27 protein-coding genes are annotated in these 24,660 nt (G+C 67.2%); 11 read left to right on the top strand and 16 right to left on the bottom strand.

Annotated features, from left to right (window positions below; all coding sequences use genetic code 11):
- The first annotated feature begins 1 nt into the window (after position 1).
- Positions 2-208, top strand: coding sequence for a DUF3820 family protein (locus ACTHJF_RS10735; protein ID WP_440267097.1), 207 nt, complete (start codon positions 2-4; stop codon positions 206-208).
- A 74-nt stretch (positions 209-282) separates the two neighbouring features.
- The gene (locus ACTHJF_RS10730) at positions 283-897 is read left to right on the top strand and encodes a 2OG-Fe(II) oxygenase (protein ID WP_440267096.1); all 615 of its coding nucleotides are present in this window, start codon (positions 283-285) and stop codon (positions 895-897) included.
- 7 nt (positions 898-904) lie between these two features.
- Here ACTHJF_RS10730 and ACTHJF_RS10725 read toward each other — a convergent pair whose 3' ends face one another.
- The 3 genes from ACTHJF_RS10725 to ACTHJF_RS10715 all read right to left on the bottom strand — a co-directional run bounded on the left by ACTHJF_RS10725 (position 905) and on the right by ACTHJF_RS10715 (position 3,271).
- Positions 905-1,912, bottom strand: coding sequence for a YheT family hydrolase (locus ACTHJF_RS10725; RefSeq protein WP_440267095.1), 1,008 nt, complete (start codon positions 1,910-1,912; stop codon positions 905-907).
- A complete protein-coding gene (locus ACTHJF_RS10720; protein ID WP_440267094.1) occupies positions 1,909-2,724 on the bottom strand; it encodes a lysophospholipid acyltransferase family protein in 816 nt (271 codons plus the stop codon). Before ACTHJF_RS10720 ends, ACTHJF_RS10725 begins: the two co-directional genes overlap by 4 nt.
- Before the next feature lie 70 nt (positions 2,725-2,794).
- Positions 2,795-3,271, bottom strand: coding sequence for an Lrp/AsnC family transcriptional regulator (locus ACTHJF_RS10715; protein WP_440260087.1), 477 nt, complete (start codon positions 3,269-3,271; stop codon positions 2,795-2,797).
- Between the two features lie 138 nt (positions 3,272-3,409).
- On the opposite strand from ACTHJF_RS10715, the gene phhA reads away from it, so the two are divergent.
- The gene (phhA, locus tag ACTHJF_RS10710) at positions 3,410-4,303 is read left to right on the top strand and encodes a phenylalanine 4-monooxygenase (RefSeq protein ID WP_440257747.1); all 894 of its coding nucleotides are present in this window, start codon (positions 3,410-3,412) and stop codon (positions 4,301-4,303) included.
- A 109-nt stretch (positions 4,304-4,412) separates the two neighbouring features.
- Here the strand turns inward: phhA and ACTHJF_RS10705 are convergent, their stop codons facing one another.
- The 3 genes from ACTHJF_RS10705 to ACTHJF_RS10695 all read right to left on the bottom strand — a co-directional run bounded on the left by ACTHJF_RS10705 (position 4,413) and on the right by ACTHJF_RS10695 (position 6,358).
- The gene (locus ACTHJF_RS10705; RefSeq protein ID WP_440257745.1) at positions 4,413-5,093 is read right to left on the bottom strand and encodes an SGNH/GDSL hydrolase family protein; all 681 of its coding nucleotides are present in this window, start codon (positions 5,091-5,093) and stop codon (positions 4,413-4,415) included.
- Positions 5,094-5,130: 37 nt separating this feature from the next.
- On the bottom strand, positions 5,131-5,820 hold the full coding sequence (locus tag ACTHJF_RS10700) for an RES family NAD+ phosphorylase (protein ID WP_440267113.1): 690 nt from the start codon (positions 5,818-5,820) through the stop codon (positions 5,131-5,133).
- A gap of 145 nt (positions 5,821-5,965) precedes the next feature.
- Positions 5,966-6,358: an MbcA/ParS/Xre antitoxin family protein gene (locus ACTHJF_RS10695; RefSeq protein ID WP_440267093.1), complete on the bottom strand. Its 393-nt coding sequence runs from the start codon at positions 6,356-6,358 to the stop codon at positions 5,966-5,968.
- A gap of 215 nt (positions 6,359-6,573) precedes the next feature.
- On the opposite strand from ACTHJF_RS10695, the gene ACTHJF_RS10690 reads away from it, so the two are divergent.
- The 4 genes from ACTHJF_RS10690 to ACTHJF_RS10675 all read left to right on the top strand — a co-directional run bounded on the left by ACTHJF_RS10690 (position 6,574) and on the right by ACTHJF_RS10675 (position 10,304).
- A complete protein-coding gene (locus ACTHJF_RS10690) occupies positions 6,574-7,473 on the top strand; it encodes a hypothetical protein (RefSeq protein ID WP_440267092.1) in 900 nt (299 codons plus the stop codon).
- Between the two features lie 269 nt (positions 7,474-7,742).
- Positions 7,743-8,270 carry a hypothetical protein gene (locus tag ACTHJF_RS10685; protein WP_440267091.1) on the top strand — a complete coding sequence of 176 codons (528 nt, stop codon included), beginning with the start codon at positions 7,743-7,745 and terminating at the stop codon, positions 8,268-8,270.
- 14 nt (positions 8,271-8,284) lie between these two features.
- Positions 8,285-9,703: a phospholipase effector Tle1 domain-containing protein gene (locus ACTHJF_RS10680; protein ID WP_440267090.1), complete on the top strand. Its 1,419-nt coding sequence runs from the start codon at positions 8,285-8,287 to the stop codon at positions 9,701-9,703.
- Positions 9,704-9,731: 28 nt separating this feature from the next.
- Positions 9,732-10,304, top strand: coding sequence for a relaxation protein (locus ACTHJF_RS10675; RefSeq protein ID WP_440267089.1), 573 nt, complete (start codon positions 9,732-9,734; stop codon positions 10,302-10,304).
- A 104-nt stretch (positions 10,305-10,408) separates the two neighbouring features.
- Here the strand turns inward: ACTHJF_RS10675 and ACTHJF_RS10670 are convergent, their stop codons facing one another.
- From ACTHJF_RS10670 to ACTHJF_RS10640, 7 genes are all read right to left on the bottom strand, one after another.
- A complete protein-coding gene (locus tag ACTHJF_RS10670; RefSeq protein ID WP_440267112.1) occupies positions 10,409-12,187 on the bottom strand; it encodes a DUF885 domain-containing protein in 1,779 nt (592 codons plus the stop codon).
- A gap of 62 nt (positions 12,188-12,249) precedes the next feature.
- Entirely contained in the window at positions 12,250-12,954 is a 705-nt protein-coding gene (locus ACTHJF_RS10665) for a helix-turn-helix transcriptional regulator (RefSeq protein ID WP_440267088.1), read from the bottom strand.
- A gap of 117 nt (positions 12,955-13,071) precedes the next feature.
- Positions 13,072-13,701, bottom strand: coding sequence for a glutathione S-transferase family protein (locus ACTHJF_RS10660; RefSeq protein WP_440267087.1), 630 nt, complete (start codon positions 13,699-13,701; stop codon positions 13,072-13,074).
- A 38-nt stretch (positions 13,702-13,739) separates the two neighbouring features.
- On the bottom strand, positions 13,740-14,528 hold the full coding sequence (locus ACTHJF_RS10655) for an NIPSNAP family protein (protein WP_440267086.1): 789 nt from the start codon (positions 14,526-14,528) through the stop codon (positions 13,740-13,742).
- Complete coding sequence (locus ACTHJF_RS10650) at positions 14,525-14,710, bottom strand: hypothetical protein (protein ID WP_440267085.1); 186 nt, start codon at positions 14,708-14,710, stop codon at positions 14,525-14,527. The genes ACTHJF_RS10655 and ACTHJF_RS10650 overlap by 4 nt, the downstream gene beginning before the upstream one ends.
- Entirely contained in the window at positions 14,707-15,321 is a 615-nt protein-coding gene (locus tag ACTHJF_RS10645; protein WP_440267084.1) for a DJ-1/PfpI family protein, read from the bottom strand. Before ACTHJF_RS10645 ends, ACTHJF_RS10650 begins: the two co-directional genes overlap by 4 nt.
- A gap of 97 nt (positions 15,322-15,418) precedes the next feature.
- On the bottom strand, positions 15,419-16,783 hold the full coding sequence (locus ACTHJF_RS10640) for a hypothetical protein (protein ID WP_440267083.1): 1,365 nt from the start codon (positions 16,781-16,783) through the stop codon (positions 15,419-15,421).
- Between the two features lie 166 nt (positions 16,784-16,949).
- On the opposite strand from ACTHJF_RS10640, the gene ACTHJF_RS10635 reads away from it, so the two are divergent.
- From ACTHJF_RS10635 to ACTHJF_RS10625, 3 genes are all read left to right on the top strand, one after another.
- A complete protein-coding gene (locus tag ACTHJF_RS10635; RefSeq protein WP_440267082.1) occupies positions 16,950-17,984 on the top strand; it encodes a class 1 fructose-bisphosphatase in 1,035 nt (344 codons plus the stop codon).
- A gap of 102 nt (positions 17,985-18,086) precedes the next feature.
- Positions 18,087-18,995 carry a patatin-like phospholipase family protein gene (locus tag ACTHJF_RS10630; RefSeq protein ID WP_440267081.1) on the top strand — a complete coding sequence of 303 codons (909 nt, stop codon included), beginning with the start codon at positions 18,087-18,089 and terminating at the stop codon, positions 18,993-18,995.
- 81 nt (positions 18,996-19,076) lie between these two features.
- Positions 19,077-21,122 carry a S9 family peptidase gene (locus tag ACTHJF_RS10625; protein WP_440267080.1) on the top strand — a complete coding sequence of 682 codons (2,046 nt, stop codon included), beginning with the start codon at positions 19,077-19,079 and terminating at the stop codon, positions 21,120-21,122.
- Between the two features lie 66 nt (positions 21,123-21,188).
- Here ACTHJF_RS10625 and ACTHJF_RS10620 read toward each other — a convergent pair whose 3' ends face one another.
- Positions 21,189-21,368, bottom strand: coding sequence for a hypothetical protein (locus ACTHJF_RS10620; RefSeq protein WP_431635086.1), 180 nt, complete (start codon positions 21,366-21,368; stop codon positions 21,189-21,191).
- A gap of 145 nt (positions 21,369-21,513) precedes the next feature.
- Entirely contained in the window at positions 21,514-22,611 is a 1,098-nt protein-coding gene (locus ACTHJF_RS10615) for a PA0069 family radical SAM protein (RefSeq protein WP_440267079.1), read from the bottom strand.
- 148 nt (positions 22,612-22,759) lie between these two features.
- On the opposite strand from ACTHJF_RS10615, the gene ACTHJF_RS10610 reads away from it, so the two are divergent.
- On the top strand, positions 22,760-22,984 hold the full coding sequence (locus ACTHJF_RS10610) for a hypothetical protein (RefSeq protein ID WP_440267078.1): 225 nt from the start codon (positions 22,760-22,762) through the stop codon (positions 22,982-22,984).
- 106 nt (positions 22,985-23,090) lie between these two features.
- Here the strand turns inward: ACTHJF_RS10610 and ACTHJF_RS10605 are convergent, their stop codons facing one another.
- Positions 23,091-24,497, bottom strand: coding sequence for a hypothetical protein (locus ACTHJF_RS10605; protein WP_440267077.1), 1,407 nt, complete (start codon positions 24,495-24,497; stop codon positions 23,091-23,093).
- Positions 24,498-24,660: the final 163 nt, after the last annotated feature.

Raw genomic sequence — 24,660 nt, 5'->3', positions numbered from 1 at the left:
GGTGGAAGCCGAAGATCTCAAGCGTCTGGTGACCGTGCGCATGCCCTACGGCAAGTACCAGGGGCGGCTGATCGGCGATCTGCCTGGCGCGTACCTGGCGTGGTTCGCGCGCAAGGGCTTCCCATCGGGTCAGCTCGGCCGCCTGTTGGCGCTGTCGCTGGAGCTGGACCACAACGGCCTGCGCGGCCTGCTCGATCCGCTGCGCTGAATCGGCACGCGCGGTGCGGCAGCACTGCGCGTATGCTGCGGAGCCCCGCGCTCCCCTGTGCTGCCCAGGCTTTCATGGACTCCTTGTCGTCGCGATTCGAAGCGGCTGCCGATGCGTTGGCCACGGCTGGGTGGTGCGTGCTGCCGCGCCTGCTGCCAGAAGAAGAAACCGCCGCGCTCGCCCACGAGTGCGCGGCGATGCACGCGGCGCGACGCATGACTCCCGCGCGCGTCGGCGGCGAGCGCACCGCCACGCCGCTGCGCAACGACCACACTCGCTGGTTCGAGATGAACGCGCTGAGCGAGGCGCAGCTACCGCTGGTGGAAGCGCTGGAGACCTTGCGCACCACGCTCAACCGCAGCCTGATGCTCGGCCTGGTGGAGAGCGAGGCGCACTACGCGGTCTACGCGCCGGGCGCTCGCTACGCGCGCCATCTCGACCGCCTACGCCACAGCGATGCGCGGACGGTGTCGGCGGTTTACTACCTCAACGAGGCGTGGGATCCAGCCGACGGCGGCGCGCTGCGCCTGTACCTGGACGATGGCCGCGTGCACGACGTGCTGCCGCAGGCCGGCACGCTGGTGCTGTTCCTGTCCGACCGCTTCGAGCACGAGGTGCTGCCGGCCACGCGCGAGCGCATGAGCGTGGCCTGCTGGATGCGCCGGCGCGAGCCCAACGCCCTGCCCTGAGCGGCGCTCAGCGCGCCGCAGCGATCGCGTTGAACCGTGCGGCGATGTAGTCGTCGGTGAAGCTGGTCATGTCCCAGCCGCGGATGAAGCCGCAGTGGCCGCCGTAACGGGCGATATCCAGCTCGATGTTTGGCGGCAGGCGCAGCTGCTCGAACGCGTTCACCGGAATCACCGGATCGTCCCGCGCAGTCATGATGGTGGCGGGAATCTGCATCGCCTGCAGCGCATCGCCGGCCACCGAATAGCCGTCCAGATACGCTTCAAGTGAATCGAAATCGGTATGGCGCAGCACCAGCGCCTCGGTCAGTCCACGAAGGTTCTGCTTCAGCTCGGCCAGCTCGAAATAGGTGTGCTGCGGAAACGCCGCCTGCTTGGTGCGCAGCGAGTGGCGCCACTTCTGCATGAAGTAGGCCTGGTAGAACCACGGCGCCTGCTTCTCCAGCGAGAACAAGCCTTCGGCCGGATCGATGATCGGACACACCGCCAGCGCGTAGGCCAGCGGAATGCCCCACTGCGGTGCGACCAGACCGGCGCGCAGGGCGAAGTTGCCGCCCAGCGAGAAGCCCGCCAGCGCCATCGGCCGCGTCGGCCAGCGCTCGGCGATCTCGCCCAGCGCGTGCACCACCTCGTCGATGCGGCAGGAATGGAACAGCGCCTCGTTGAGGTGATGACTGTCGCCGTGGTCGCGGAAGTTGAGCCGGAACACGTCCCAACCGTCGGCCAGCAGGCGGCTGCCGGTCTGCAGCACGTAGGTGGAGTCGAGGCTGCCCTCCCAACCGTGAAACAGCACCGCCAGCCCACGCGAGGGCGCGCCGCGGCGCTGGGCGGTATAGGCACCGCTCAGGCGCACGTCGCCGCCGCCGCTCACCATTACGTGCTCGGCACCATCGAGCACGGTGCGGGCGCGCTTGGGCAGCAATAGGCGACGCACGCCGCTGGAGGAGAGCATGGTCTGGATGTGGCCGCTGCGCAGGGGCCACGGCGGCTGGAAGTCGCGTCCTTGCGGCAGGGTCATGCGGCGGCCTTGTCTGGAACGGCATCTTCCAGCGCGGCAGCGATGCGTTCGCGCGACAGCTCGGCCATGCGTCGGCGGGCGTCGGGGGTGGACGGCACCGGATCGAGGAAATGCACCTCGGCATCCAGCGGCGCGCTGCCGAGCAGGCGCAGAAAGTTCGCCATGAAGCTCTCGTGCTCGCGAAAACCCGCGTCGATCACGCGGCGCCCGTGGCGGGCGAAGCGCAGCGCCACCGGCTGCACCGGCACGTTGGCGTCCAGCGCGGCCTGAAAGATGCGCGCGTGGAACACCTTCAACACACCGTTGTAGCCGCTGCCGCCTTCCGGAAACACGGCCACCGAGCGGCCGCTGCGCAGGCGCTCCACCATCACCGCCATCACCGAAGCCAGCGAATGGTTGGAACCGCGGCGATGGAAGATGGTGCCTCCGGTAGCGGCCATCCAGCCGACCAGCGGCCAGCGGGCAATCTCGGCCTTGGCCACGAAGCAGGCGGCGCGCTGGCTGTGCAGCAGCTCGATGTCGATCCACGAGGTGTGATTGGCGACGAACAGCACCGGGTCGGGCAGCGGCTTGCCGATCAGCACCGAGCGCAGGCCGAAGATGCGCATCAGCAGGCGCGACCACCAGTTGATCATGCGGTGGGCGAACGGCACGCGGCCGTTCTTCATCACGCGATGCTGGTTCCAGCTGAGGATCAGCGAGCACAACAGGATGCCCAGCACGATGTGCCCCAGCAGCAGCGGCACGCGCCACAGGTAGCGGATCGGCTGCCAGGGCGCGCGTTCGGGGGCGGTGACGGTATCCATGCTCATCAGCCGGTTAGTTTAGCGTTAGTTGGCAGCCGCGACATGCAACCCATGGCAGGGGTGGCTGCGCCCCGGTTCAGCCGGACAACTGGCCCAGCGGCAGCGAGGGCGAGCGCTTCACCGTGCGCAGCACGAAGCTGGAGTTGACGTCGGCCACGCCCGAGGCGTTGAGCAGGCGGTCCAGCAGGAAGCGCGAGAAATGCTCCAGGTCGGCCACGTAGACGTGCATGAGGTAGTCCATGTCGCCGGTAAGCGCGTGGCAAGCCACCACCTCCTCCCATTCGCCCACGTGCGCCACGAAGCGCTCGATCGCCGCCGCTTCGTGCTTGGCCAGCTGCACCCGCACGAACGCCTGCAGCCCCAGCCCCACCGCCTGCGGATCGACCTGCGCCGCGTAGCCACTGATCACCCCTTCCGCCTCCAGCCGCTGCACCCGGCGCAGGCACGCCGACGGCGACAGGCTGACCCGTTCGGCCAGCTCCGCGTTGGTGACGCGGCCATGCGCCTGCAGCTCGGCGAGCAGGCGCAAATCGGTACGATCGAGGGTGGCCATGCACGATTCTTCTTCAAGAAGAGGTATTCTTCGAATATTATTTCCATAATCCCGCTAAATCCAGCAATAAAACAAGCCTGATGCGCCACCTTCGCCGTATGCTGGTAGGCGTCGCCCTAGCGCACTGGAGAGCCCGCCATGGAAAACGCCACGCCTCGCCGCGTCGAGCACCAGCAGACCGACCGCGGCTACGTGCCGGTGTACGCCACCGGCGTCGTGGAGCAGCCCTGGGACAGCTACAGCGCCACCGACCACGAGGTGTGGAACACGCTGTACGCCCGCCAGTGCGAGTTGCTGCCCGGCCGCGCCTGCCAGGAGTTCCTCGATGGCCTGCAGCGCTTCGGCATGGGCGGCCACGGTATTCCGAAGTTTTCCGAGCTCAACGAAGTGCTCACCGCCGCCACCGGCTGGCAGATCGTGGCGGTGGAAGGTCTGCTGCCGGACGAGGTGTTCTTCGACCACCTGGCCAACCGCCGCTTTCCGGTGAGCTGGTGGATCCGCAAGCCGGACCAGCTCGACTACCTCAGCGAACCGGACCTGTTCCACGACCTGTTCGGCCACGTACCGCTGCTGCTCAACCCGGTATTCGCCGACTACATGCAGGCCTACGGCCGCGGCGGCATGAAGGCGTTCGGCATCGGCCCCGAGGCGTTGATGAACCTCACGCGGCTGTACTGGTACACGGTGGAATTCGGGCTGATCAACACGCCGGACGGTTTGCGCATCTACGGCGCCGGCATCGTCAGCTCCAAGGGCGAGTCGATCTACTGTCTGGACTCGGCCGCGCCGAACCGCATCGGCTTCGGCCTCGAGCGCGTGATGAGCACGCGCTACCGCATCGACACCTACCAGCAGACCTACTTCGTAATCGAGAGCTTCGCGCAGCTGTTCGACGCCACGCGGCCGGATTTCACCCCGATCTACCAGCGCCTCGCTGCGAGCGCGCCGCATGCCGCGGGCGACGTGCTCGACAGCGACCGCGTGTTCAACGTGGGCACCCGCGAGGGCTGGGCGACCAACGCCGACACCTGACTCCCCTAGGGGACAGTCTCACCGGTAGGAGCTCACACTATAAGCGACCTGCGGAAGGCTCCGGGCCGGAAAAAGCAGCCCCCGCCATGCGCTGCCGCGGCGACTGGATTCACCGCCCGTGCGCATCTACCCACGGCTTGACGATGCCGATCCACAGCTCGTAACCGCTGCGGTTCATGTGCAGGCCGTCGTCGCGGAACCATTTCGGCTGCGGTTGGCCATCCTCGCCGAGCATCGGGGTGACCACGTCCAGGTAGGCCACCCCCTTCTGCGTGGCGGCCCAGTCGCGGATCTTCGCGTTGGCCGCGCGGATCTGCGGCAGCAGCGCCTTCCGAGCCATGCTCGGCTTGATCGCGATGAAGGCGATCGGCACGCCCGGATCAACCGCGCGCGCCTTGCGCACGAAATCCTGGAATTCCTTCAGCACGAAGCCCGGGCTGTCGCCAGCGGCGATGTCGTTGTCGCCGGCGTACATCACGATGGCGCTGGGCCGGTACGGCGCCACGATGCGGTCGGCGAAGTGGGTAGCGTCGTTGATTTCCGAACCGCCGAAGCCGCGGTTGATCGTGCGCACTTCGGGGAAGTCGCTGGCCAGCGTGGTCCAGAAGCGGATCGACGAGCTGCCGATGAACAGCACCGCGCCGGGCGCCGGCGGCTGCGCACGGTCGGCGGCCTCGAAGGCGGCAATGTCCTTGCGCCAGATGGTGTGGTCGTTCGCAGCATCGCGCTCGTGCGCCATGGCCAGCGCGGGCAACAGGGCGATCAGCGACAGTAGTATCCAGCGAGTCATGGCGGCCTCTCGGGGCAACGGGCGGGAAGAACGAACCCTACCGCGCGCGCGGCAGTTCCGACACCCGCAGCACAAGGGCGATGCGCCGCCCATCCCATCGATAGACGAGGTGCTCGGACTGCACGCACGGCGCGAGCAGATCCGGGTAGAACACCGCCGCACATTCGCCGCCGGCATGACGCACGCTGTCGTAGACGATGCCGTTGGAGCCGGCCGAGCGCAGCGTGCGCGCCAGCGCGACGCTGGCAGTGTAGTCGGTCGGGTCGTGCATCGCCGGCCACCCGCCGCGCAGATCATGAAGGCGACCGGTGATGCTGGTGCGGTAGCAGCGCATCGGCAGGTCGCACGGCGGCTCGGCCGTGGCCGCGAGGACGCGCTCGCGGTGGTAGACCGTCTCCTCCACGGCCGTGGTCACGCTGTGCCCGGCGTAGAACACGCCCCAGCTGCCGTCGGAAAAACGGCTGCCTTCCGGGTTGAGATGAGTGAACGCGGCCATCACGGGCGTACTGCCGGGGCCACTGATACGCCGCGCCTTCGGTACCAGCTTCAGCGCATCGGCTTCCTCGCGCAGGCGCGGGTTGGTCAGCGCCTCGATCGCGAACACCGCCTCCAGATCCGCCGGATCGGCGATGCGGTCGAACAGCCCGACCGGCGGGAAGCGGCTCGGCACGATGCGGTAGGCGTGGCTCCAGCGGATGCGCTTGATCGGGGGCGGGTCGATGGACACGGTGGCGTCGGCAATCAGCAAGGTGCGGCGCAGCCGCGGGGCCGGCACGCTCCCCTGCGCGCATGCCGATCGAAACGATACGAATCAATGCCTGTAGTGTGGCCGGCCGGCGTCTCGTCGAACGCGATCGGCGACACGTCGCGGCTCAGCCGCGCTGCGCATCGAGGTACTGGCGCACCACGAACAAGTCCGCCACGTTGCCCGACAGCATGCGCTCCAGCGCCGAGTGCCCGCCGAACAACGCCGCCTGGTTCGGCCTGCGCAACCACGCATCGGCCTGCGCCGGATCGGGAAACAGGATCTGCAGCGCCTTGAAGATGCCCAGCAGATAGCTGATGCGCTCGATCACGTCGCGACCGGGCGCACCGTCCTGCTCCCGCTTCCACTTGTAGAACGTGGACTCCGGCGGATCGCCCAGCAACTTGCGCTGCTCCGCCACCCGCAACTGCCACGCCTCGGCCAGCCGGAAAAAGCTGCGCAGCGCCGGGCCGCCGAGGTCAGAGATCGGGGAAGCGGCCGATTGTGGGATGGCAGTCATGCGGAGTGCCTATATGAAGCTTTTGACTAATTTACTCCATTGAGAAAGCTATGGACAGCTTCGGGCCACTTTGCTTTCTGATTCCAGTACACCGGACGATGACCGGAAAATAGGCCTGCGCTCACAACTCGCGGCTTTTTGCATCTCCTACCATGCAACGTGTTGGCGCTGGCCCGCGGGTGGGCCACACCCCGGAACGGACCCAGGGAGATCTCATGCAAAGGATGCGCGCAGGCCTCGTTGCCCTCATGGCTATCGCCGGATGGATATCGGCGCCGTCTCAGGCTGATCCGGCTCCGCCCAGGGAGGGCGCTTTTACCGAGCCGGTATTGGTCGGATCGCCGCGAGCAGCCAGCCGTCGCCTGTTCATCGCCCTGTTCGACTGCAGCTGGAAAAACGCGCGAAACGGTCCGTCCGAACCCACTACCGTGGCGTGGATCCACCAACAGCTGACGCAGGGCGCGCTGACAGCATCGATCGCTACCGGTTATGTGTCTACCGATTGCGCCCGGCACAACTGGCTGACCCACCGCGACCATGGCGAGGCGTTCGCTGCCAACCGACTCGCCGCGATGTACAAGCTGCTTGCGAAGCAGTCCGAAGCATGGCGGCGCGAGGATCCCCAGGCAGGGATCAGCCTGCTGACCGTCGGCGGCAGCTGGGGCGCCCTGCAAGGCGCCGAGTTTTCCCTGATGGTGGCCAAGGTCGGCCTGCGTTCGCCTGCTGGCGAGATACTGGCCGCTCCCCGCAAAACCGCGCAGGCTCTCGCACTGTTGGCTCCCACAGGTTATCTGCCGCCGGAGCTGCGTCTGCCCTCGTCACTGATCAGCGGATTTCAGCTCAACGCGTTGGACGAGGAACGGCCGGACTTCCAATCGCTGCCGATCCTCGGCAAGGGTTTCTCCAGCGATGGTCGCTTCGCCAGCCTCGACGTCCCCGGCTCGCTGTCGGACGTATGTGGCGGTTACCGATTGAATGGCCTCTCCGCGCGCGCCGCGAATTTGCTCGTGGATTACATCAACGGCCTCGGTGCCGTGCCGTTCCTGCACAAGCAGCCGGAACCGGACGATCCTCGAATGAACGTGGTGCACCGCTCCCAGGAAGAGGGTCGATGATGGCTGCGCCAGGACCGGATGCCTATCATGTTCGACGCCAACAGCGAGGACAGGACCGCGTGTATGAATGTCATGCATCGCTCGGGAGAGTGCGGGTGCAATCATCCATCATTCGAAGTCAGGCTCGCACCATGATGCGTCTGCCGGCGACACGCTCCAGAACTGCCTTTCCAGCTCCGCTGGGCCCGATCATTTGCCCTCGATCACCGGCGACATTTCTATGTCTGCTGCTCTCACTCTTGGTTTTCTTGCCGGGCTGCACTCTCGCCATGAACGATTCCACCCACACCCAACACCGGATCAACGGCAACCTTCTGCCACTGCGATTCGTTCGCCACAGCTTTGAGGCCAAGGCGTACAACACAAGAAGGTGCAGCGTGCTGTACGACCACCACGAGTTCACGCCGTATGCAATCGACACGCCCACCAGACAGCCGCCCTCGGCGGACTATCGGGATCACTGGAACTACGCGTTCTACCTCGGTGTGCGCAACTTTCCCGGACCGGCGAGGGTGACGTGGACATCGAAAGACGGGACCGAACACTCCGCCACCATCGACTTGGCCGAGATATTTAAGGACGAGCGAGTACTCAACAACGTTCCCGATGATGAGTTCGTGCCCGACATGTACCCGCAGGGGCTTTTCCTGGACCCCAGCGTTTACTTGGAGGTCAATGACCGCACGATCAGTGTTTATATGCGAGCACTCATTCCCACTCGGCATCGACAAATCCCCGATAACGAGTACAGCGATGCGAGGGATGACGTGATCCTCGCTTGGACCCACACATACTGATAGGGAGCCACGGAATGGCAGAAAAGCATGAGCTGGAGCCAGATGGCGTCCTATCGGATGGTGTGAGGCACTATCCGGCTGATGAAAGCGCCCTAGACGTCTATGCCCGGGATCGGGAGGAGTTCGCATCTTTCAAGGTCCCCGTGCTCAGGCACGCGAACAATCCCCACGAATATCTTTTCGTGGCAGCGCTGGACGGCACTGGCAACGACGGGATCCACGACCCGCAGCACCAGACGAACGTGGCAACGATCGCCCATCAGATCCAGGCGTCAAACGACGCAGGAGAGACCCACATCGCGGCGGGGTACGTAGCCGGAGCCGGCACGCAGAGCAATCTGGTCAAGCGGGCCTTGGACGGCATGGATGGCTACACCGCCGAAGAACGCGCGGAGACGATGTACAAGGCGTTCATCGAGCAAGCTTATGCGTGGCGGAAGGCTGATCCGCAGGCTCGGATTTCGCTGGCGGACATAGGCTTCAGCCGAGGCGCGGACGAGGCGGCGATCTTCGCGCGGCTGGTGCATGAGTGCGGCATTCAGGATCCGCGCGGTGCGGTTTATACATACACCTCCGACGGATTGGTAAAACATGCCGAATACTCCCTGCCGCCACTCGTCCCACCTGGCCAAGTGGCCCAGGCGGTGGCGCTGTTCGACGCGGTCGGCACCGGCAACGAGGTTCGTAACGATGACCGTCGGCTGCCGCCCACTGTGATTTCGGGCCTCCAGCTGTTTGCGATGGACGAGAAGCGCAGCCTGTTCAAATCCGATCACATCATTGACCCGGGTATCAGCGCCGATGGCCGGTTTGCGGGGGTCTATGTCCCCGGTGCGCATTCGGACGTGGGTGGCGGCTACCACCGCGACGGGCTGTCGACGCGCGCCGGCAACATGGTGATCGATTACCTCAACCACCTTAGCGACAAGCCCTTCCTACAGACGAGCATCGAGCCGCAGGATCCGCGGCTGAACGTGGTGCATCGCTCCGAAGAAGGCATGTTCATCTATCGGATTACGGGCAAGGTGAACCGGCTGGCGCCAGAGGGATACAACGAACTCCTGGTGCCTCGGCGCGATATGGGCAAGGTCCCTGACCCGTACAACGCCGAGCCGGTGGATGAGGCCATTCGGGCGCGTTACGAGGTCCATTCCTTGTACGAAACCGCGACCCCAGTCGAGGGCAAGGGCAGCAGTCGGAGTGCCACCGAGCACGCCTTGTCTTTGCAGGTCGACCACATGCTCGCCGCGGCACAACACGGCGACTGGGGGGCCTTCATGCGCGAGAACCAGCAGTTGGCCGCCATGGATGCCGGGCGCAACCTGCGCGATCACGCGGGTGCGGCGGTAGATGCGCTGGAGCGGTCCGCCCTGCATCAGCCAGTGCCGCAGGCGGCCGTTCCCGTAATGGAAACCCGTGGACCGATGCGTTGAGCGCGGTGGAACGAAGGAGCGATACCCCATGGACGAGCAGCAACTCTCCGCCCTGATCAGCAAGACAGCCGCGCTGATGGAGCAGTTCGATCGTCGTTGCGCCGTCATCGATGGTCGCCTGCAGACCCTGACCGGCGAGCTGGAAACGGTGGCCCGGCAGGTACCGGCAATCGTGCGGCAATCGGCCGATGGATCGCTCGCTACCTTGCCCGCGCTGGTGATGGACCGGATGAGCGCCGGCCTGAAGCGGCCGGTGCACGATTACCAGCAGCGCGTGCGTACCGCCGGCACGGAGATCGAGGGCGCGGCGCGGCGGCTGTCCGGCCAACTCGCACGGCTGGAGCGGCTGCATCGCTTGCTGCTGTGGAAAACCGTGGCCGCCGTGGCAGCCTGCCTCGTGCTGCTGCTCGGCGGCGGCGCCTGGCTGTCGATGCACTACGCCGGCGTGATCCGCGACAACCAGCTGTCGGCCGAGCTGCTGCGCGCGTACAACGGGGCCGACGTCACGCTCTGCGACGGCGGGCGACTGTGCGCCAACATCGACACTGGCGCCCGGCGCTACGGCGAGCGCGGCCAGTATGTGCCGGTGGCGCCGCGTTGACCTTCCCCGTCGCACGACCACCTTCCCGGCTCCTTCTTGGAGTACAGCTCACCGCCGTGGCAGGTGCTCGCCGCTGACCGCGCGGCCTCGCGCGACAACCGTGGTCAGCGCTTTGCGTCGCCGTCGTGCCCATCGCAGCCGAAGTCCGGCTCGGGGCCGCCGTCGGCAATGAAGCGCTCGATGCGCTGCTCCAGCACGGGCAGCGGCACCGAGCCCAGCTGCAGCACGGTGTCGTGGAAGGCGCGCAGGTCGAACTTGTCGCCCAGCGCCTGCTCAGCTTTGCGGCGCAGCTCGAGGATCTTCAGGTAGCCGATCTCGTAGGACAGCGCCTGCCCCGGCCAGCTGATGTAGCGGTCGACCTCGTTGGCGATCTCGCGGTCGGACAGCGCGGTGTTATCGGTGAGGTAGTCGATGGATTGGCTCCGCGTCCAGCCGTCGTGGTGGATACCGGTGTCCACCACCAGCCGGGCCGCGCGCCACATCTGGTAGGTGAGATAGCCGAAGCGCTGGTAGGGCGTGGTGTAGATGCCCATCTCGTTGCCGAGGTATTCGGCATACAGGCCCCAGCCTTCGCCGTAGGCGGAGATGTAGCTGTCGCGACGAAATGCCGGCTGCCCGCGTTGCTCTGCGGCCAGCGCCAGCTGCAGCGCATGGCCGGGCATCGACTCGTGCAGGGTCAGCGCGGGCATGTTGTACAGCGGCCGCGACTTCAGGTCGTAGGTGTTGACCAGGTAGGCATCGGCCCCGCCGCGACCGGAGGTGTAGTACGGCGCGATGTCCGCCGGCACCGGCACGATGGCGAAGCGCTGGCGCGGCAGCCGGCCGAAGAACTTGCCCAGCTGGCCATCCACCTGCTTGGCGACCCAGGCAGTGCGCATCAGCAGTTCGTCGGGCGTCTTGGCGTAGAACTGCGGATCGGTGCGCAGGAAGTGCAGGAACTGCGCAAAGCTGCCCTTGAAGCCGCTGTCCTGCATGGTCTGCAGCATCTGCGCGTGGATCTTTGCGACCTGCTCCAGTCCGGTCTGATGGATCGCCTCGGGGTCCAGATCCAGCGTGGTGTACTCGCGAATCTGCTGGCGATAGAACGCCTTGCCATCGGGCAGCGCCTCGGCGGCCAGCGTGGTGCGCGCCTGCGGCACGTACTCGTTGCGAAAGAAGTCGAGCAGCCGCTGATAGGCCGGAATCACGTCGTCGCGGACGCGGCGCAGCGCTTCGCCCTGCAGCGCCTGCACCTGGTCGGCACTGAAGCTGTCCGGCAGGTGCTTGAACGGTGCGTAGAAATCGCTGGCGGTCGGGTCGGTGAGGTTGGCGACCGCGGCGATCGACACGTCGCGCCCGTCCAGCACCGCGCGCGGCACGCTGAAGCCGCGCTTCAGGCCCTCGCGCATGTTGGCGATCTGCTGGTCGAAATACGCGGGGATCTGCCCGAGCCGGTCGAGATAGCGCTGGTAGTCGGTGGCGCTGTGCAGCTGATCGCCTTGCAACTCGTAGCCGATGTCGCCCCAGAAGGAGGAGTCGCTGTTGAACGGCATCTGCCAGGTCTTGAACTGCTGCGCGGCGAGCAGGTTGGCGATCTGCGCGTGGTAGATCGCGTAGTTCACCCGCTCCTTGGACGACAGCGCCCCCGGGTCGATCGTGTCGAGCTGGTCGAGCACGGCCTGCCAACGCTTCTGGCGCGCCTGCTGGGTAGCCGGATCGACGCTGTCCAGGCGGCCCTCGCCGGGCTGGATTTCGCCGGAGCTGCTGATACCGCTCTGCCCGGTACGCCACGCCCATTCGCGGGTGTAGATGTCGCGAAAGCGCCCATCGGCACTGCTCGCCGGCGCCGCCACGGCGGTCAGGCTCAGTGTCGCGGCCAGCAGGCCGCCCAGCAGGTACTTCATCGACACGTCCCCTCCGCAAAATCAATCCTCGATCTTCGCAGAGATTGCGCGCAATGCCAGCCTCAATCCATGCCGGCGTAGTAGGCGCGCATGGCTGTGAGGTAGGCGTCGAGATTGTTCGCGGGCCGCTCGGTGAAGCACTCGCCGGTGTCCTTGATGGCGTCGATGCGGTCCGGCCGGAAATTGCGGAAGTCCGCGCGCAGCCGGCACCAGGTACCCAGCGTCCAGGCGCCGCCCCAGAACGCCAGGCACAGCGGCTCGATCTCGCGCTCGCTGGCGCGGCCGGCCTCGTCGCGGTAGGTGAGGCGCAACACGCGCTTCGCCTCGATCGCCGCATGCAGCTGGTCGATGCGTGCGGCGAAGGCGGCCTGGTGCGCATCGCGCCATACCGGCGCGTAGATGCGCGTACGCACGGAGCGCTCACGCAGGTCCGGCGGCAGCACCGCCTCGATCTTCATCAACGCCGCCTGCGCGCCGGCGGCCAGCCGGTCACCGGCAAACGCGCGTACGAAGCGCGTGCCCACCACCAGTGATTCGAGCTCGTCGGCGGTAAACATCAGCGGCGGGATGTCCGAGCCCTTGCGCAACACGTAACCCACGCCGGCCTCGCCTTCGATCGGCACGCCGGAGAGCTGCAGATCGGCCACATCGCGGTAGACGGTACGCAGCGAGACGCCCAGCGTCGCCGCGAGCGAACGCGCCTGCAACGCGGTGCGGCGCCCGCGCAGGGCGTGGATGATGAGGAACAGACGGTCGGCTCGGCGCATCCGCGCATGATGCCGGCAGACGCATCGCAGCGCCTGCGACACAGGTCATGCGGGCGTATCGAGCGGTATGGACGGCCATCCGGCCAGAGGCGAACCGCAGGCCGGATCGCCATGTGCCTATCCCTCCTGGGCGGCGAATTCGGCGTCCTTCGCCAGCGCGCGCTGCATGGCCGGACGCGCCAGCACGCGATCGATGTAGTCGCGGATCACCGGCAGCTCCGGCACCAGCTGGAATCGGGTGGTCCAGTTCAGCGCCGTGCCCCACAGCACGTCGGCCGCGGTGAAGCGCTCGCCGAACAGATATGGCCCCCGCGCCAGCTGCGCGGTCAGCGTATCGAGCACCTGCTCCCAGCTGCCGTAGGGTGAGGTCGAGGGCGGCGCCGGCTCGCGCTTCATGGCGCGGTCGACGATGGCCGGCTCGAAGCACGAGCCGTAGAACACCAGCCAGCGCAGATACGGGCCGCGCAACGGGTCACCGATCGGCGGGGCGAGCCCCTTGTCGGCGTACAGGTCGGCCAGGTAGATGAAGACCGCCGGCTGCTCGGCGACCAGCGCGCCGTCGTGCACGATCGCCGGCACCTTGCCCATCGGGTTCACGGCCAGATACTCCGGCGCACGCTGGGTGCCGGCCTTGAGGCTGAGCAGGTGCAGGTCGTAATCGACGCCCAGCTCCTCGAACAGAGCGAGCGTGCCGCTGGCGCGGGTGTGCGGGGCATAGAAGAAGGTGACTCGGGGTGCAGGGGTCACGGCGCGGTTCCTCGTGTGGATGGTGGGTGGAGAATGCCTCAGAGCGGATCGACGGCGGCAGGGAAGCCGACCGGCGCGGAGGAACGAACCTCGATGGCACCACGCAGCAACGATCGCGCCGTGGGGGCCAGGTGCAGCCACTGTGGCGGGCCATCCAGGCTGGCCTGCCAGCGGGCCAACGCCTCGGCGGTGGCAGGATCGGCCTCGATCGCGTGGCGCCACCGCGCATGGCTGGCCTCGTCCGCGAAGCCGGCGAACCAGACGAACACCGGCTCTTCCTCGCGCACCGGCAGGCGCGGGAAGTTGTTGCGCGCCGGCTCGGTGATCCAGCTGCCGAGCAACTGCGCCCCATGCGCCTCCCATCGCGGGCGCACCCGGGAGTCGAACGCCTGCGCCACCGTACGGGCGCTGCCCGGGCGCAGCGGGCAGATCATCGCCCGCACCGGGCCTGCGGGTAGCGGCCGGCCCGCGGGTGGTCGCTCCAGGCCGCGCAGGTCGAACGGCTGCCAGGGGCGCAGCAGCAACACGTCGTCCGAATCGATCATTGTGGCGTTGGCCTCGTCCCGGTGCGCGCGCCATACCGGGCCATCGTAGAAGGCAGCCAGGGCGTGAGCACGCGCCGCCATATCGGCAAAGCCGCGCAGCCAGACGAAGCGATCGGCATCGGCGGCATCGACAAACTGGCCCGGCAGGGCGATACCCAGCGCCTCCTGCGATTCGATGAAGGCGCGCTCGAACAGCGCCACCAAGCGATCGCGCTGGCTCGGGCGCAGCGTGTACTGGCGCAGTTCGAGCACGCCGATCGGTGCCGTCGCGGACGCGCTCACGGCTTGCCCCGCCCGCGTCGCGGCAGCACCAGCGCCACCCAGGCCAGCAGGCTCAGCCGTGCCGGCCGGGGTCGCTGCTCCGCAACGGGCGGGCGTTCGAGCCGGGCCGTGCCCTCGACCAGGGTGCCGCGCAGGTACAGCGGCCGATAGGCGCGCAGCAGGCGATCCAGGTGCTGGCTCATGCGGCCACCTCGACCGGCGACGCGCCAGCGCACCATGCCGGCAGTCGGGCGTGCTTGAACAGGCGAAACCAGTCCTCGCGATCGGTGGGGCTGTAGAGGTCGAGCGTGCGGATCACCTCGCGCGCAAACTCCACGCTGCCCAGGTGACTGGCCGTAATCACCCCGGCGTCGTTCGCCGCCAGCACCTCGGCGTCGTACTGGTCTTCGCCCGCGTAATCCGGCACGGCACTCAGCTGACCGGCCCAGTTGCCGGTGTGGCGCACGCCGTCGAGCAGACCGGCGCGCGCCAGCGGCACCACGCCACTGTCGATGCCCGCCACCGTCGCCCCGGCGGCGTGCGCCTCACGCAAGCGCTCCACGGCCGCTGCACCTTCACCACGCAGCCACAGGTGGCCACCGGGGACCACCAGCATGACCGCGCGATCCATCGCCAGCTCGGCCAGGGTGGCATCCGGCTGCACCGTCAGCCCGCCCATCGACACCACCGGCGCCCGGCTGAAGCCAAGCGTGCACACCTGCCAATCGCCCGGCCGCCGCACTTCGCACAGCGCCAGTGCTGCTTGCCAGTCGGCGAAGCCGTCAAATACCAGAACATAAACCGTATCGCGCATGGATCTGCCCTCCGTGGGTGGAGTGCAAGCATCGCCCCGCGCTGCTGCCAACGTGATGTCAGCAGGGTGGCCGTAAACGGGAAGGAGGCTGCCGGGATCAGGAGTCCGGGATCTCGATCACGGCGTCGGAAAGTCTCCGCCCCTGATCGTTCCAGGCGCGAAGGCGATAGCGCCCCGGGTAGAGATAGAGTCGCGTGCTACTGCTCGATTTGAAGAATGCATAGATGTCGGCGGGCGTGGCTTGGTCGGACTCGTCGACGTAGTGGGCGTCGACCACGCATGGAATCTGCCCCCGGCACAAGCGAGTGTCGACCGGATACGGGCGGCGGCGGCCACCGAGCTCCAGCCACTTGGGCCGCTTCATGTCATTGAAAGCGACGAAGGCCTGATGGGCCATCTGCACGCCGTTGCTCAGGTCCCGATAACGACCCACCGAAGGTGCGGAAATCTCCTCATCACCGAACGCTTTGAGGGAGAGGGAGGGCGGGGAAATCACGCTGATGTCATACAGCTCCGGAGCCGCTGACCAGGGGCGACCGCTTGCCTCATCCACCAGAACCTCGGGGACCTCGGAGGGAAACCGGGCGGCGAGTCGGTGATAGTCGTCGTTCTTGCCCCACTCCACATCGAGAAACTGAGCCTGATCGATCGAAAGCGGGTCCAGACCAGTCAGCTCCGCTAGGTTCATTGCCATGGGCCTGGCCAGTCCCAGTCGACCAACAGCCTTGTCGACATGCGCATAACCGGCCGCCACCACCAGCCGGGCATCGGGGTCCCGTGTGAAGACACGCCGGAGAAGATTTCTCGCCTGCCCGGCTTCACGGGCCCCCACATCGCTTTCCGCCTCCTCATCGTCGTAGGGCACAAGAACGAAGCCCAGCCTCAGCGCCTCGCGAACGATTTCGCCATACAGCGGTTCCTGCAGGTATTCCGTTCCGCTCGCGCGCAGGGGGTACCCGCGCTCAGTCAGCCCGGGATCGTTCCCCAGAGCCTCGATCGCCAGGTAGTTGAAACCGAGTGCTCGCAGGCGCGGCAGCAACTGCAAGGTCAATACCCGAGTCTGGGCGTTGTGATGGACTTCGTTGATCATCACGATACGGCGGTTCGCTGCCGCCTTGGCGATCACTTCGATCGCATCTTCGCCACGCCAGTTCAGGGCGTCGGGGAGCGACAGCCCCGGGACTGGGCGCATCTTCAAAGGAAAGGCGAGCACTGCCTGGCTGTACAGACCTAGCTCGGCCAGCGCGAACGCGCTCATTTGGGCGGCCAAATGCTGATTGGCCGTGGACAGATGCGGGTCGAGCTTTTGCAGGTACTGGTACCGGGCCAGGGGACTGGGCTGCTCGCTGAGCGCGCGAAACATACGTACTGCGGCCGGGTCGTACGCCTGCCCGCGAAGGGCCGCCGTCGTGAGCGATGCAACGACACCAAGGACAACTAAGCGGAAGCGACCAGGGGACATGGCGACGACCGTTGGGAGGTGGCTGCCAGTGTGCGCGCCACAGGCGGGTGTGAGAAATAGCCATGACAGGCTTCCACTCCCCGGGTCCCTTCCCGCAATTCCGTTTAGCTAGCGCAGCTTCTGCGCACACGAGACAATGCCGATCCTTTTCCGTCCCGGAGACCGCATGAAGCCCGTTTCGCTGATCCAGTTCCTGATCGAGGAACGCCGTGCCGGCCACATCAACGCCGAGCTGTCGCTGCTGATCGAGGTGGTGGCACGGGCCTGCAAGCGCATCAGCGTGGCCACCAACAAAGGCGCACTGGGCGGCGTACTGGGTATGGCCGCGGGCGACAGCGATGCGGCCAGCATTAATATCCAGGGCGAGGCGCAGAAGAAGCTGGACGTGATCTCCAACGAGATCCTGCTCGAAGCCAATGCCTGGGGCGGGCACCTGGCGGCATGCGCGTCGGAGGAGATGGAAGACCCGCAGCCGATCCCCGACATGTACCCCAAGGGCAACCACCTGCTTCTGTTCGATCCGTTGGACGGCAGCTCGAACATCGACGTGAACATCTCCGTGGGCACTATCTTCTCGGTGCTGCGCTGCCCGGATCACGTGACCGAGCCGAAGGTGGAGCACTTCCTGCAGTCGGGTACCGCGCAGCTTGCGGCCGGCTACGTGGTGTACGGCCCGGCCACGGTGCTGGTGCTGACCTTCGGCCACGGCACCCATGAGTTCACGCTGGACCGCGAGGTGGGCAGCTTCGTGCTGAGCCGGCGCGGCATCCGCATCCCGGAGGCCACCGCCGAGTTCGCCATCAACATGTCCAACCAGCGCCACTGGGAAGCGCCGATGCAGCGCTACGTGGGCGAGTTGCTGGCCGGCACCGAAGGCCCGCGCGGTAAGGATTTCAACATGCGCTGGGTCGCCTCGATGGTCGCCGACGTGCATCGCATCATCACCCGCGGAGGGGTGTTCTTCTATCCGCTGGACGCCAAGATCAAGAGCAAGGGCGGCAAGCTGCGGCTGATGTACGAGGCCAACCCGATGGCCTTCATCGTGGAACAGGCCGGCGGCGCGGCCACCACGGGGCGCGCGCGCATCATGGAGATCGCACCCAGCGGACTGCACCAGCGTGTGCCGGTGTTCCTCGGCTCGCGCCAGGAGGTGGAACGAGCCACGCACTATCACGTGGAAGCGGACGGCGCGCGTCTGTGAGTCGCCGAGCCAACGGCGACTGAAGGCGGCCACGGAGCGGGCCGCGCGGCGCCCCACCGCCGCCGTAGACTCGCCCGCTTTGCCGCCGATGCCGCCGTTCCGATGAGCCTTCGCCGTTTACTGCCTCCGCTGCTCGCCACGCTGCTGCTCGCAGCGTGTGCACCGGCCGTCCGCCGCCCGCCCGCGCCCACCCCGTCGCCGCTGCCGCCGCTGCGCGTCGGCCTGGCATTGGGCGGTGGTGCGGCCAAGGGCTTCGCGCATATCGGCGTTATCAAGATGCTAGAGGCCAACGGCATCCGGATCGACGTGGTCGCCGGCACCAGCGCCGGTAGCGTGGTGGGCGCGCTGTACGCCGGCGGCATGGACGGCTTTGCGCTGCAGCAGGCGGCGTTGGCGCTGGACGAGTCCAGTCTGCGCGACGTGCGGCTGTTCTCTGGCGGCCTGGTGCGCGGCCAGGCGCTGCAGGACTACATCAACACTCAGCTGGACCACACGCCCATCGAGCGGCTTAAGAAGCCGTTCGCCGCCGTCGCCACCGAGCTGGAAAACGGCCAGCGCACGGTGTTCACCCGCGGCAACACCGGCGAGGCGGTGCGCGCTTCGTGCAGCATTCCCGGCGTGTTCGAGCCCACCGCGATCGGCCTCAAGCACTACGTCGATGGCGGCGTCACCAGCCCTGTGCCGGTGGACGCGGCGCGCCAGCTCGGCGCCGACGTGGTGATCGCGGTGGACATCTCCAGCAAGGCCGACGGGCGCAATCCCGAAGGCATGGTCGACATCGTCAACCAGTCGATCAGCATCATGGGGCAGACGCTCGGCGCGCAGGAGCTGGCGCGCGCCGACGTGGTCATCCGGCCGCTGGTCGCCGGCATCGGTGCCACCGACTTCGCGCAGAAGCAGCAGGCGATCCTGGCGGGTGAGCAGGCGGCCGTGGCCGCGCTGCCGGCGATCCGTGCCCGGCTCGCCGCCGTCAGGCAGGCGCGTATCCAGAGAGCCGCATCAGCGCCCTGATCCCCACGCGCGCGCAGCACTTGGAGCACCGGCCCGCACGCTGCTAGCGTCGTGGGCTGATCCGTCCCCACGAGAGTGACCATGATTCGATCCTTCCTTCGCCTGCCGCTGGCGATGCTTGCCGGTGCGCTCGCTCCGGCCGTATGGGCCGGCACTGCGCCAGTCGACCCTCGCATCGACCACCTGCTCACCGAGCTGGGCCAGGTGCGCGACATCCACGCCGTGCAGCTCTCGCCGGACGGCCGACAGCTGGCGTGGGTGGTGGATTCCGCCAGCAAGCCGGCGATCATGCTGGCCGGGTTCGACGGGCGCGGCGCGCACCGCCTCAACACCCGCGACAAGCCTGACCGCTGCAGCGAGAGCGACATCGCCTGGGCGCCGGATTCACGCCATCTCGCCTTCCTCACCGATTGCCCCAGCGTCGGCGCTAAGCCGGGCCAGAAGGACCTTGTGCTGGCGGACACGGCCGCCAAGGCAGCGCCGACGCGGCTGGCCGCGCTGCACGGCTACGCGCACGACCTGTCGTGGTCGGCCGACGGCGCACGCTTGGCCTTCCTCTACGTGGAGGGCGCCACCCGTGCTGCCAGTGCAGTGGCCGCGGCCAAACCCGCCGCCGGCGAAGTGGGGGTGGACGGGCTGGAAGTGCAGCGCATCGCCACCGTGCCGGCTGCGGGCGGCGCCGTGCAGCTGCTCACGCCGGCAGCAAGCTACGTGTACGAATTCAGCTGGTCACCCGACAGCCGCCGGCTCGCCTACGTCGCCGCGCCGGCGCCGGGCGACAACAACTGGTGGATCGCCAAGCTCTACGCGCAGGACGCGCGCGCGGACGCCAAGCCGCGCGCGCTGGTGGACACGCGCACCGTCACCGGCCCGCTGCACGGCTTGCAGATGGCGCTGCCGCGCTGGTCACCGGACGGTGCGCGCATCGTCTTCATCGGCGGCCTGATGAGTGACCAAGGTGCCACCGGTGGCGATCTCTACGCCGTGCCGTCGGCGGGCGGCGCAATCACTGCGCTGACCCCGGGCATCAAGGTCACCCCGGTGTGGTTCAGCTGGACCGGCGCCGATCGCCTGCTGGTGGCGCAGATCCGCAATGGCCGCAGCGAAGTGGCGCCGTACGCGATCGGCGCGACGCACGCCACCGCGCAGGCGCCGCTGTTCACCGCTGCCGCCAGCCTCGGCGACGGCAGCGCGGCGATGGGGCTGTCGCTGTCGGCCGATCACTCGAAGGTTGCGTTCGCGCAAAGCTCTTATGCGCAGGCGCCGGAAGTGCATGCCGGTGCGCTGAGCACCACTGCGCCGCCGGCGGTCACTGCCATCAACGCGGCGCTGAAGTCCTTGTGGGGCCAGGCCGAGTCGGTCGAATGGGACAACGAAGGCCGCCACGTGCAGGGCTGGCTGCTGTATCCGGCGCATTACGACAAGTCCCGCACCTATCCGATGATCGTGATGGTGCACGGCGGACCGGCCAGCGCCGTGCTGCCGCGCTGGCCGTCGGTCGGCTTCGGCGGCGTGCCGTTCTCGCCGCTGGGCTATTTCGTGTTCATGCCCAACCCGCGCGGCAGTTACGGCCAGGGCGAGGATTACGTGCAGGCCAACCGCAAGGACTTCGGCCACGGCGACCTGCGCGACATCCTCGCCGGTGTTGACACCATCGAAAAGAAGCTGCCGGTGGACGACCATCGCCTCGGCCTCACCGGCTGGAGCTACGGCGGCTTCATGAGCATGTTCGCGCCCACCCAGACCCAGCGCTTCCGCGCCGTGGTGGCCGGCGCCGGCATCGCCAACTGGCAGAGCTACTACGGCCAGAACCTGATCGACCAGTGGATGACCCCGTTCTTCGGCGCTTCGGTGTACGACGACCCGGCGGTGTACGCCAAGAGCTCGGCGATCAACTTCATCAAGCAGGTGAAGACACCGATGCTGATCGTGGTCGGCGACCGCGACGCCGAATGCCCCGCACCGCAGTCGTTCGAGATGTGGCACGCGCTGCGCGCCCAGGGCGTGCCTACCTCGCTGGTGGTCTATCCCAACGAGGGCCACCACTTCGTCGATCCGGCGCACCAGCGCGACGTGCTGCAGCGCGCGCTGTTGTGGTTCGGCAAGTACCTGCCCGCAGGCAGCTGATCCGCCACTTCTCCCGCACCAACAGGGCGGGTCGTACGACCCGCCCTGTTGCCGGGCACACCGATCTCAGGGCCCGGGCGGATCCCGCCGGCGCGTACTCTTCACCGCGCCCAGGACACCCAGGCCCAACATCACCACCACGCCGGCGATCAGCCAGTGGGTGGGTGTATGCAGCATCCACGCGACATACGCCAGACCGCCGATCACCAGCAGCATGCCAATCAGATAGATCGCAAACGAAGACATGGGCACCTCCGCATAACCTAAGGTCAGACGCAGCGCACCGCCGCGCATCGATCGCGAAGCAAAGCGGTGGCGCGGTCAGGAGGATGTGAAACACCGCGGGCACGGTTCAGCAAACGCGTCGGCGCCACCCAGGACGGGCTTGCGCCTAGAACAGCTGACCCTGCGGCGACGGTTTGCGTGGCGGCACGAAGCGGGTGGTGTCCAGCTGCAGCTCACGGGCGCGGCCGAAGCCGTGTTTGCGGCAGGCGATCTCGAAGCGGCGCTTGAGCAGGTCGGCGAATACGCCCTGCCCGCGCATGCGCGTGCGGAAGTCGCTGTCGTAGTCCCGGCCGCCGTTCATCTGCTGGATCAGGCTCATCACGTGGGCGGCGCGGTCGGGCGCATGCAACGCCAGCCATTCGCGGACCAGCGCCTTGAGCTCGTGCGGGAGGCGCACCACGGTATAGCCGGCGCAACGCGCGCCCGCGTCAGCGGCCTGTTCGAGCACCGCTTCCATGTCGCGGTCGTTGAGCGCAGGGATGATCGGCGCCACCAGCACGCCCACCGGCACGCCGGCGTCGGCCAGCGCGCGGATCGCCTGGATGCGCCGGTGCGGGGCGCTGGCGCGCGGTTCCAGCTTCGCGGCCAGGTGGTTGTCGAGCGAATTGACCGAGACGAACACCTGCACCAGCCCGACTTTCGCCATCGGCGTGAGCAGATCCAGGTCGCGCTCCACCAGCGCGTTCTTGGTGACGATCGTGCACGGGTGGCCGCAATCGGCCAGCAGCTCCAGCGCGGCGCGGGTCAGGCGCCAGCGCTTCTCGATCGGTTGGTAGGGGTCGGTGTTGCTGCCGATGTTGATCGGCTCCACCCGGTAGCCGGGCCTGGACAGCTCGTGCCGCAACACCTCGGCGAGGTTGCTCTTGGCACGCAGCTTCGTCTCGAAATCCAGCCCCGGCGAAAGGTTGAGGTAGCTGTGCGAGGGCCGCGCAAAGCAGTAAATGCACCCATGCTCGCACCCACGGTAAGGATTCATCGCCTGGGTGAAGTGGATGTCGGGCGAGTCGTTGCGGGTGATGACGCTGCGCGCGCGCTCCTCCGTGACCTCGGTGCGCGGACGCGGCGCCTCCTCGTCGAGCAGGGCGCTCTGCCAGCCGTCGTCTTCGGCGTGGTGGCGGATCGACTCGAAGCGCCCTTGCGGATTGGACGCGGCACCGCGACCTTTGAAGGCGCGGGGAGCTAGGGGATCGGATGGCTGCGGCATCGCGGCAGCGTAGCGGGCCGGCATCTCAGCGGACGCGACATGCCGCGCGCATGACCGCCGTCACGGCCGACGCATTCATCGCGTCGCGGCAGCAGTTTATGATCCGGCAGCCGCCGCTTGGGGCGGTGAATCCACTGGCGGGATACCTATGCGCTGGCTGCTGCTGACCGGAACCGCGCTGGCCTTCGTGCTGTGCTTCACGCGCCACAGCGGGGGCGCGATGGGCCTGTGGCTGCTGATCGGGCTGGTCGGCCTGCTGGCAACCGGTCTGGCCTTCGCGCAGGCGCGCATCGCCTCCAGCGCGCGTACCGAATCGCTGTCGGCCTACGAGCTGCAGCGCCTGCGGGAAGGCAAGCCACCGCTGGATCGCTGAGCGCGCTGCACTCACGCCGCGCAAAGAAAAACCACGCCTCGCGGCGTGGTTTTCTGTTTGTTTGGGACAACGAGCGGCAGCATGGAGCGACCGCTCGCGGTAGTCGTCAGAAGTTGTACTTGGCGCTGAGCGACACTTGGCTGCCCTTGGTGGTCTTGGTGGTATCGGGCGCCGCCAGCGTGGTGGTGTCGAGCTTGGAGTACAGGTACTCCGCACCGAGCTCGTAGGCGCCGGAGGTGTAGATCAGGTTGACCGCCGCCTGGTTGTTCTTCAGGCGCCCCACCGAGCCGCTGCCCAGCCACTCGACCACGTCGCTGCGCTTGGGCTTGCTGGAGGCGTAGAACAGGTTGGCGCTCCAGTTCGGGGTGAACTTGTAGCCCGCCTGCAGGTAGCCGCCTGTTTCCTGGATGTCGCCGAACTGGATCAGCCCGCCGAACACCTGGCCCAGGCCCTTGCCGCTGTAGATGTTGCCCTTGAACATCCAGTTGCCCGGATGCCAGTTGCCGCCCACCTCGAAGCCCTCGCTGTCGATGGTCTTGGCGATCGGGGTAGCGCCCGTGCCGTCGACGCCGCGCAGGTCGATCTGTGCGTAGTGCGCCACGAAATAGGCCAGCCAGTCCTTGTCCTGCACGTGCAGGCGGGCCTGCAGCTGTGGACGGAACCCGGCGTTGCCGGCGGTCAGGTAGTTGATGTTGTCGCCCGGGCCACTCCAGTTGCCGTTGAATCCACCCAGATCAAGCCGCCACTTCGGGCCGTCCGAACCGTGGTTGAGATCCTGCATCCACACCACGCCGGGGAAGCGCCAGCCGATCATGCCGGTGCCATAGCCGAGCGGGAACGCGACATGGGTGACCGAGGCCGGCACGTTGTCCAGGGGGAACAGCAGATCCCACTGCTGGCCGATGCGCACCGTGCTGCCGGTGGAGGCGTTGGTCAGGTCCATGTAGGCCTGACGCAGGCGCGGCGTCGGCTGTGACACCGAGTACGCACCGGTGCCGTTGAAGCCGCCGAAGAAGTCCATCTCGATGCGCCCGCCGCCGCTCCAGTTCTCATTGAACTTGGCGCCGGCGAAATCGAGCCAGAAACGGGTGTTGCGAATGTCCACGCCGGTATTGCGGCCATGCGTGCCTACGTTGGGGAATTCGGCGTTCTGGCCATTGCCGAAGGTAAACGCCTTGTCCTGCGAGAACGCGGTGGCATTGACGAAGCCGTGCAGGGCCACCGACACGCCCGGCGCGCTGCTGAACACCGGCTTGGCCACCGGTGCCGGCGCTGGCGCGGCCGCGACCTTCTCGATCTGCTGCTGCTGCGCCTGCTGGTTGCCGGCGATCTGCTGCAGGCTCTCACGCAGGGCCTGCAGTTCTTTCTGCTGCTGGTCGAGTTGATCCTGCTGTTTCTGGATCAATGCCTGCAGTGCCTTGACGTCGGTCTGCTTGGTGGCCGCGAACGACGGGCTGGCGACGGCCAGACCCAGCGCTGCCGCCACGGCGAAAAACATAGGGTTTCGTTTCATGGCTCACTCCCCGATTGGAAGACCGTCGACAGCGAGGCCGCAGCGTCTGCGGCAACCCCGGAACCGCCGCCCGGACATGGCAAAAAGATTACAGGACCGTTAACAGGGGCAGATAGCGATTTCTCCGCGTCGCCCCTACGACTTTGGTCGTCCTCGGGCCGGT

Origin of the sequence: Dyella sp. (assembly GCF_051962475.1) — a bacterium.
Taxonomy (GTDB): domain Bacteria; phylum Pseudomonadota; class Gammaproteobacteria; order Xanthomonadales; family Rhodanobacteraceae; genus Dyella_A.
Note: the sequence above shows the minus strand (reverse complement) of the source record. Positions and strands in the feature narration are given on the sequence as shown.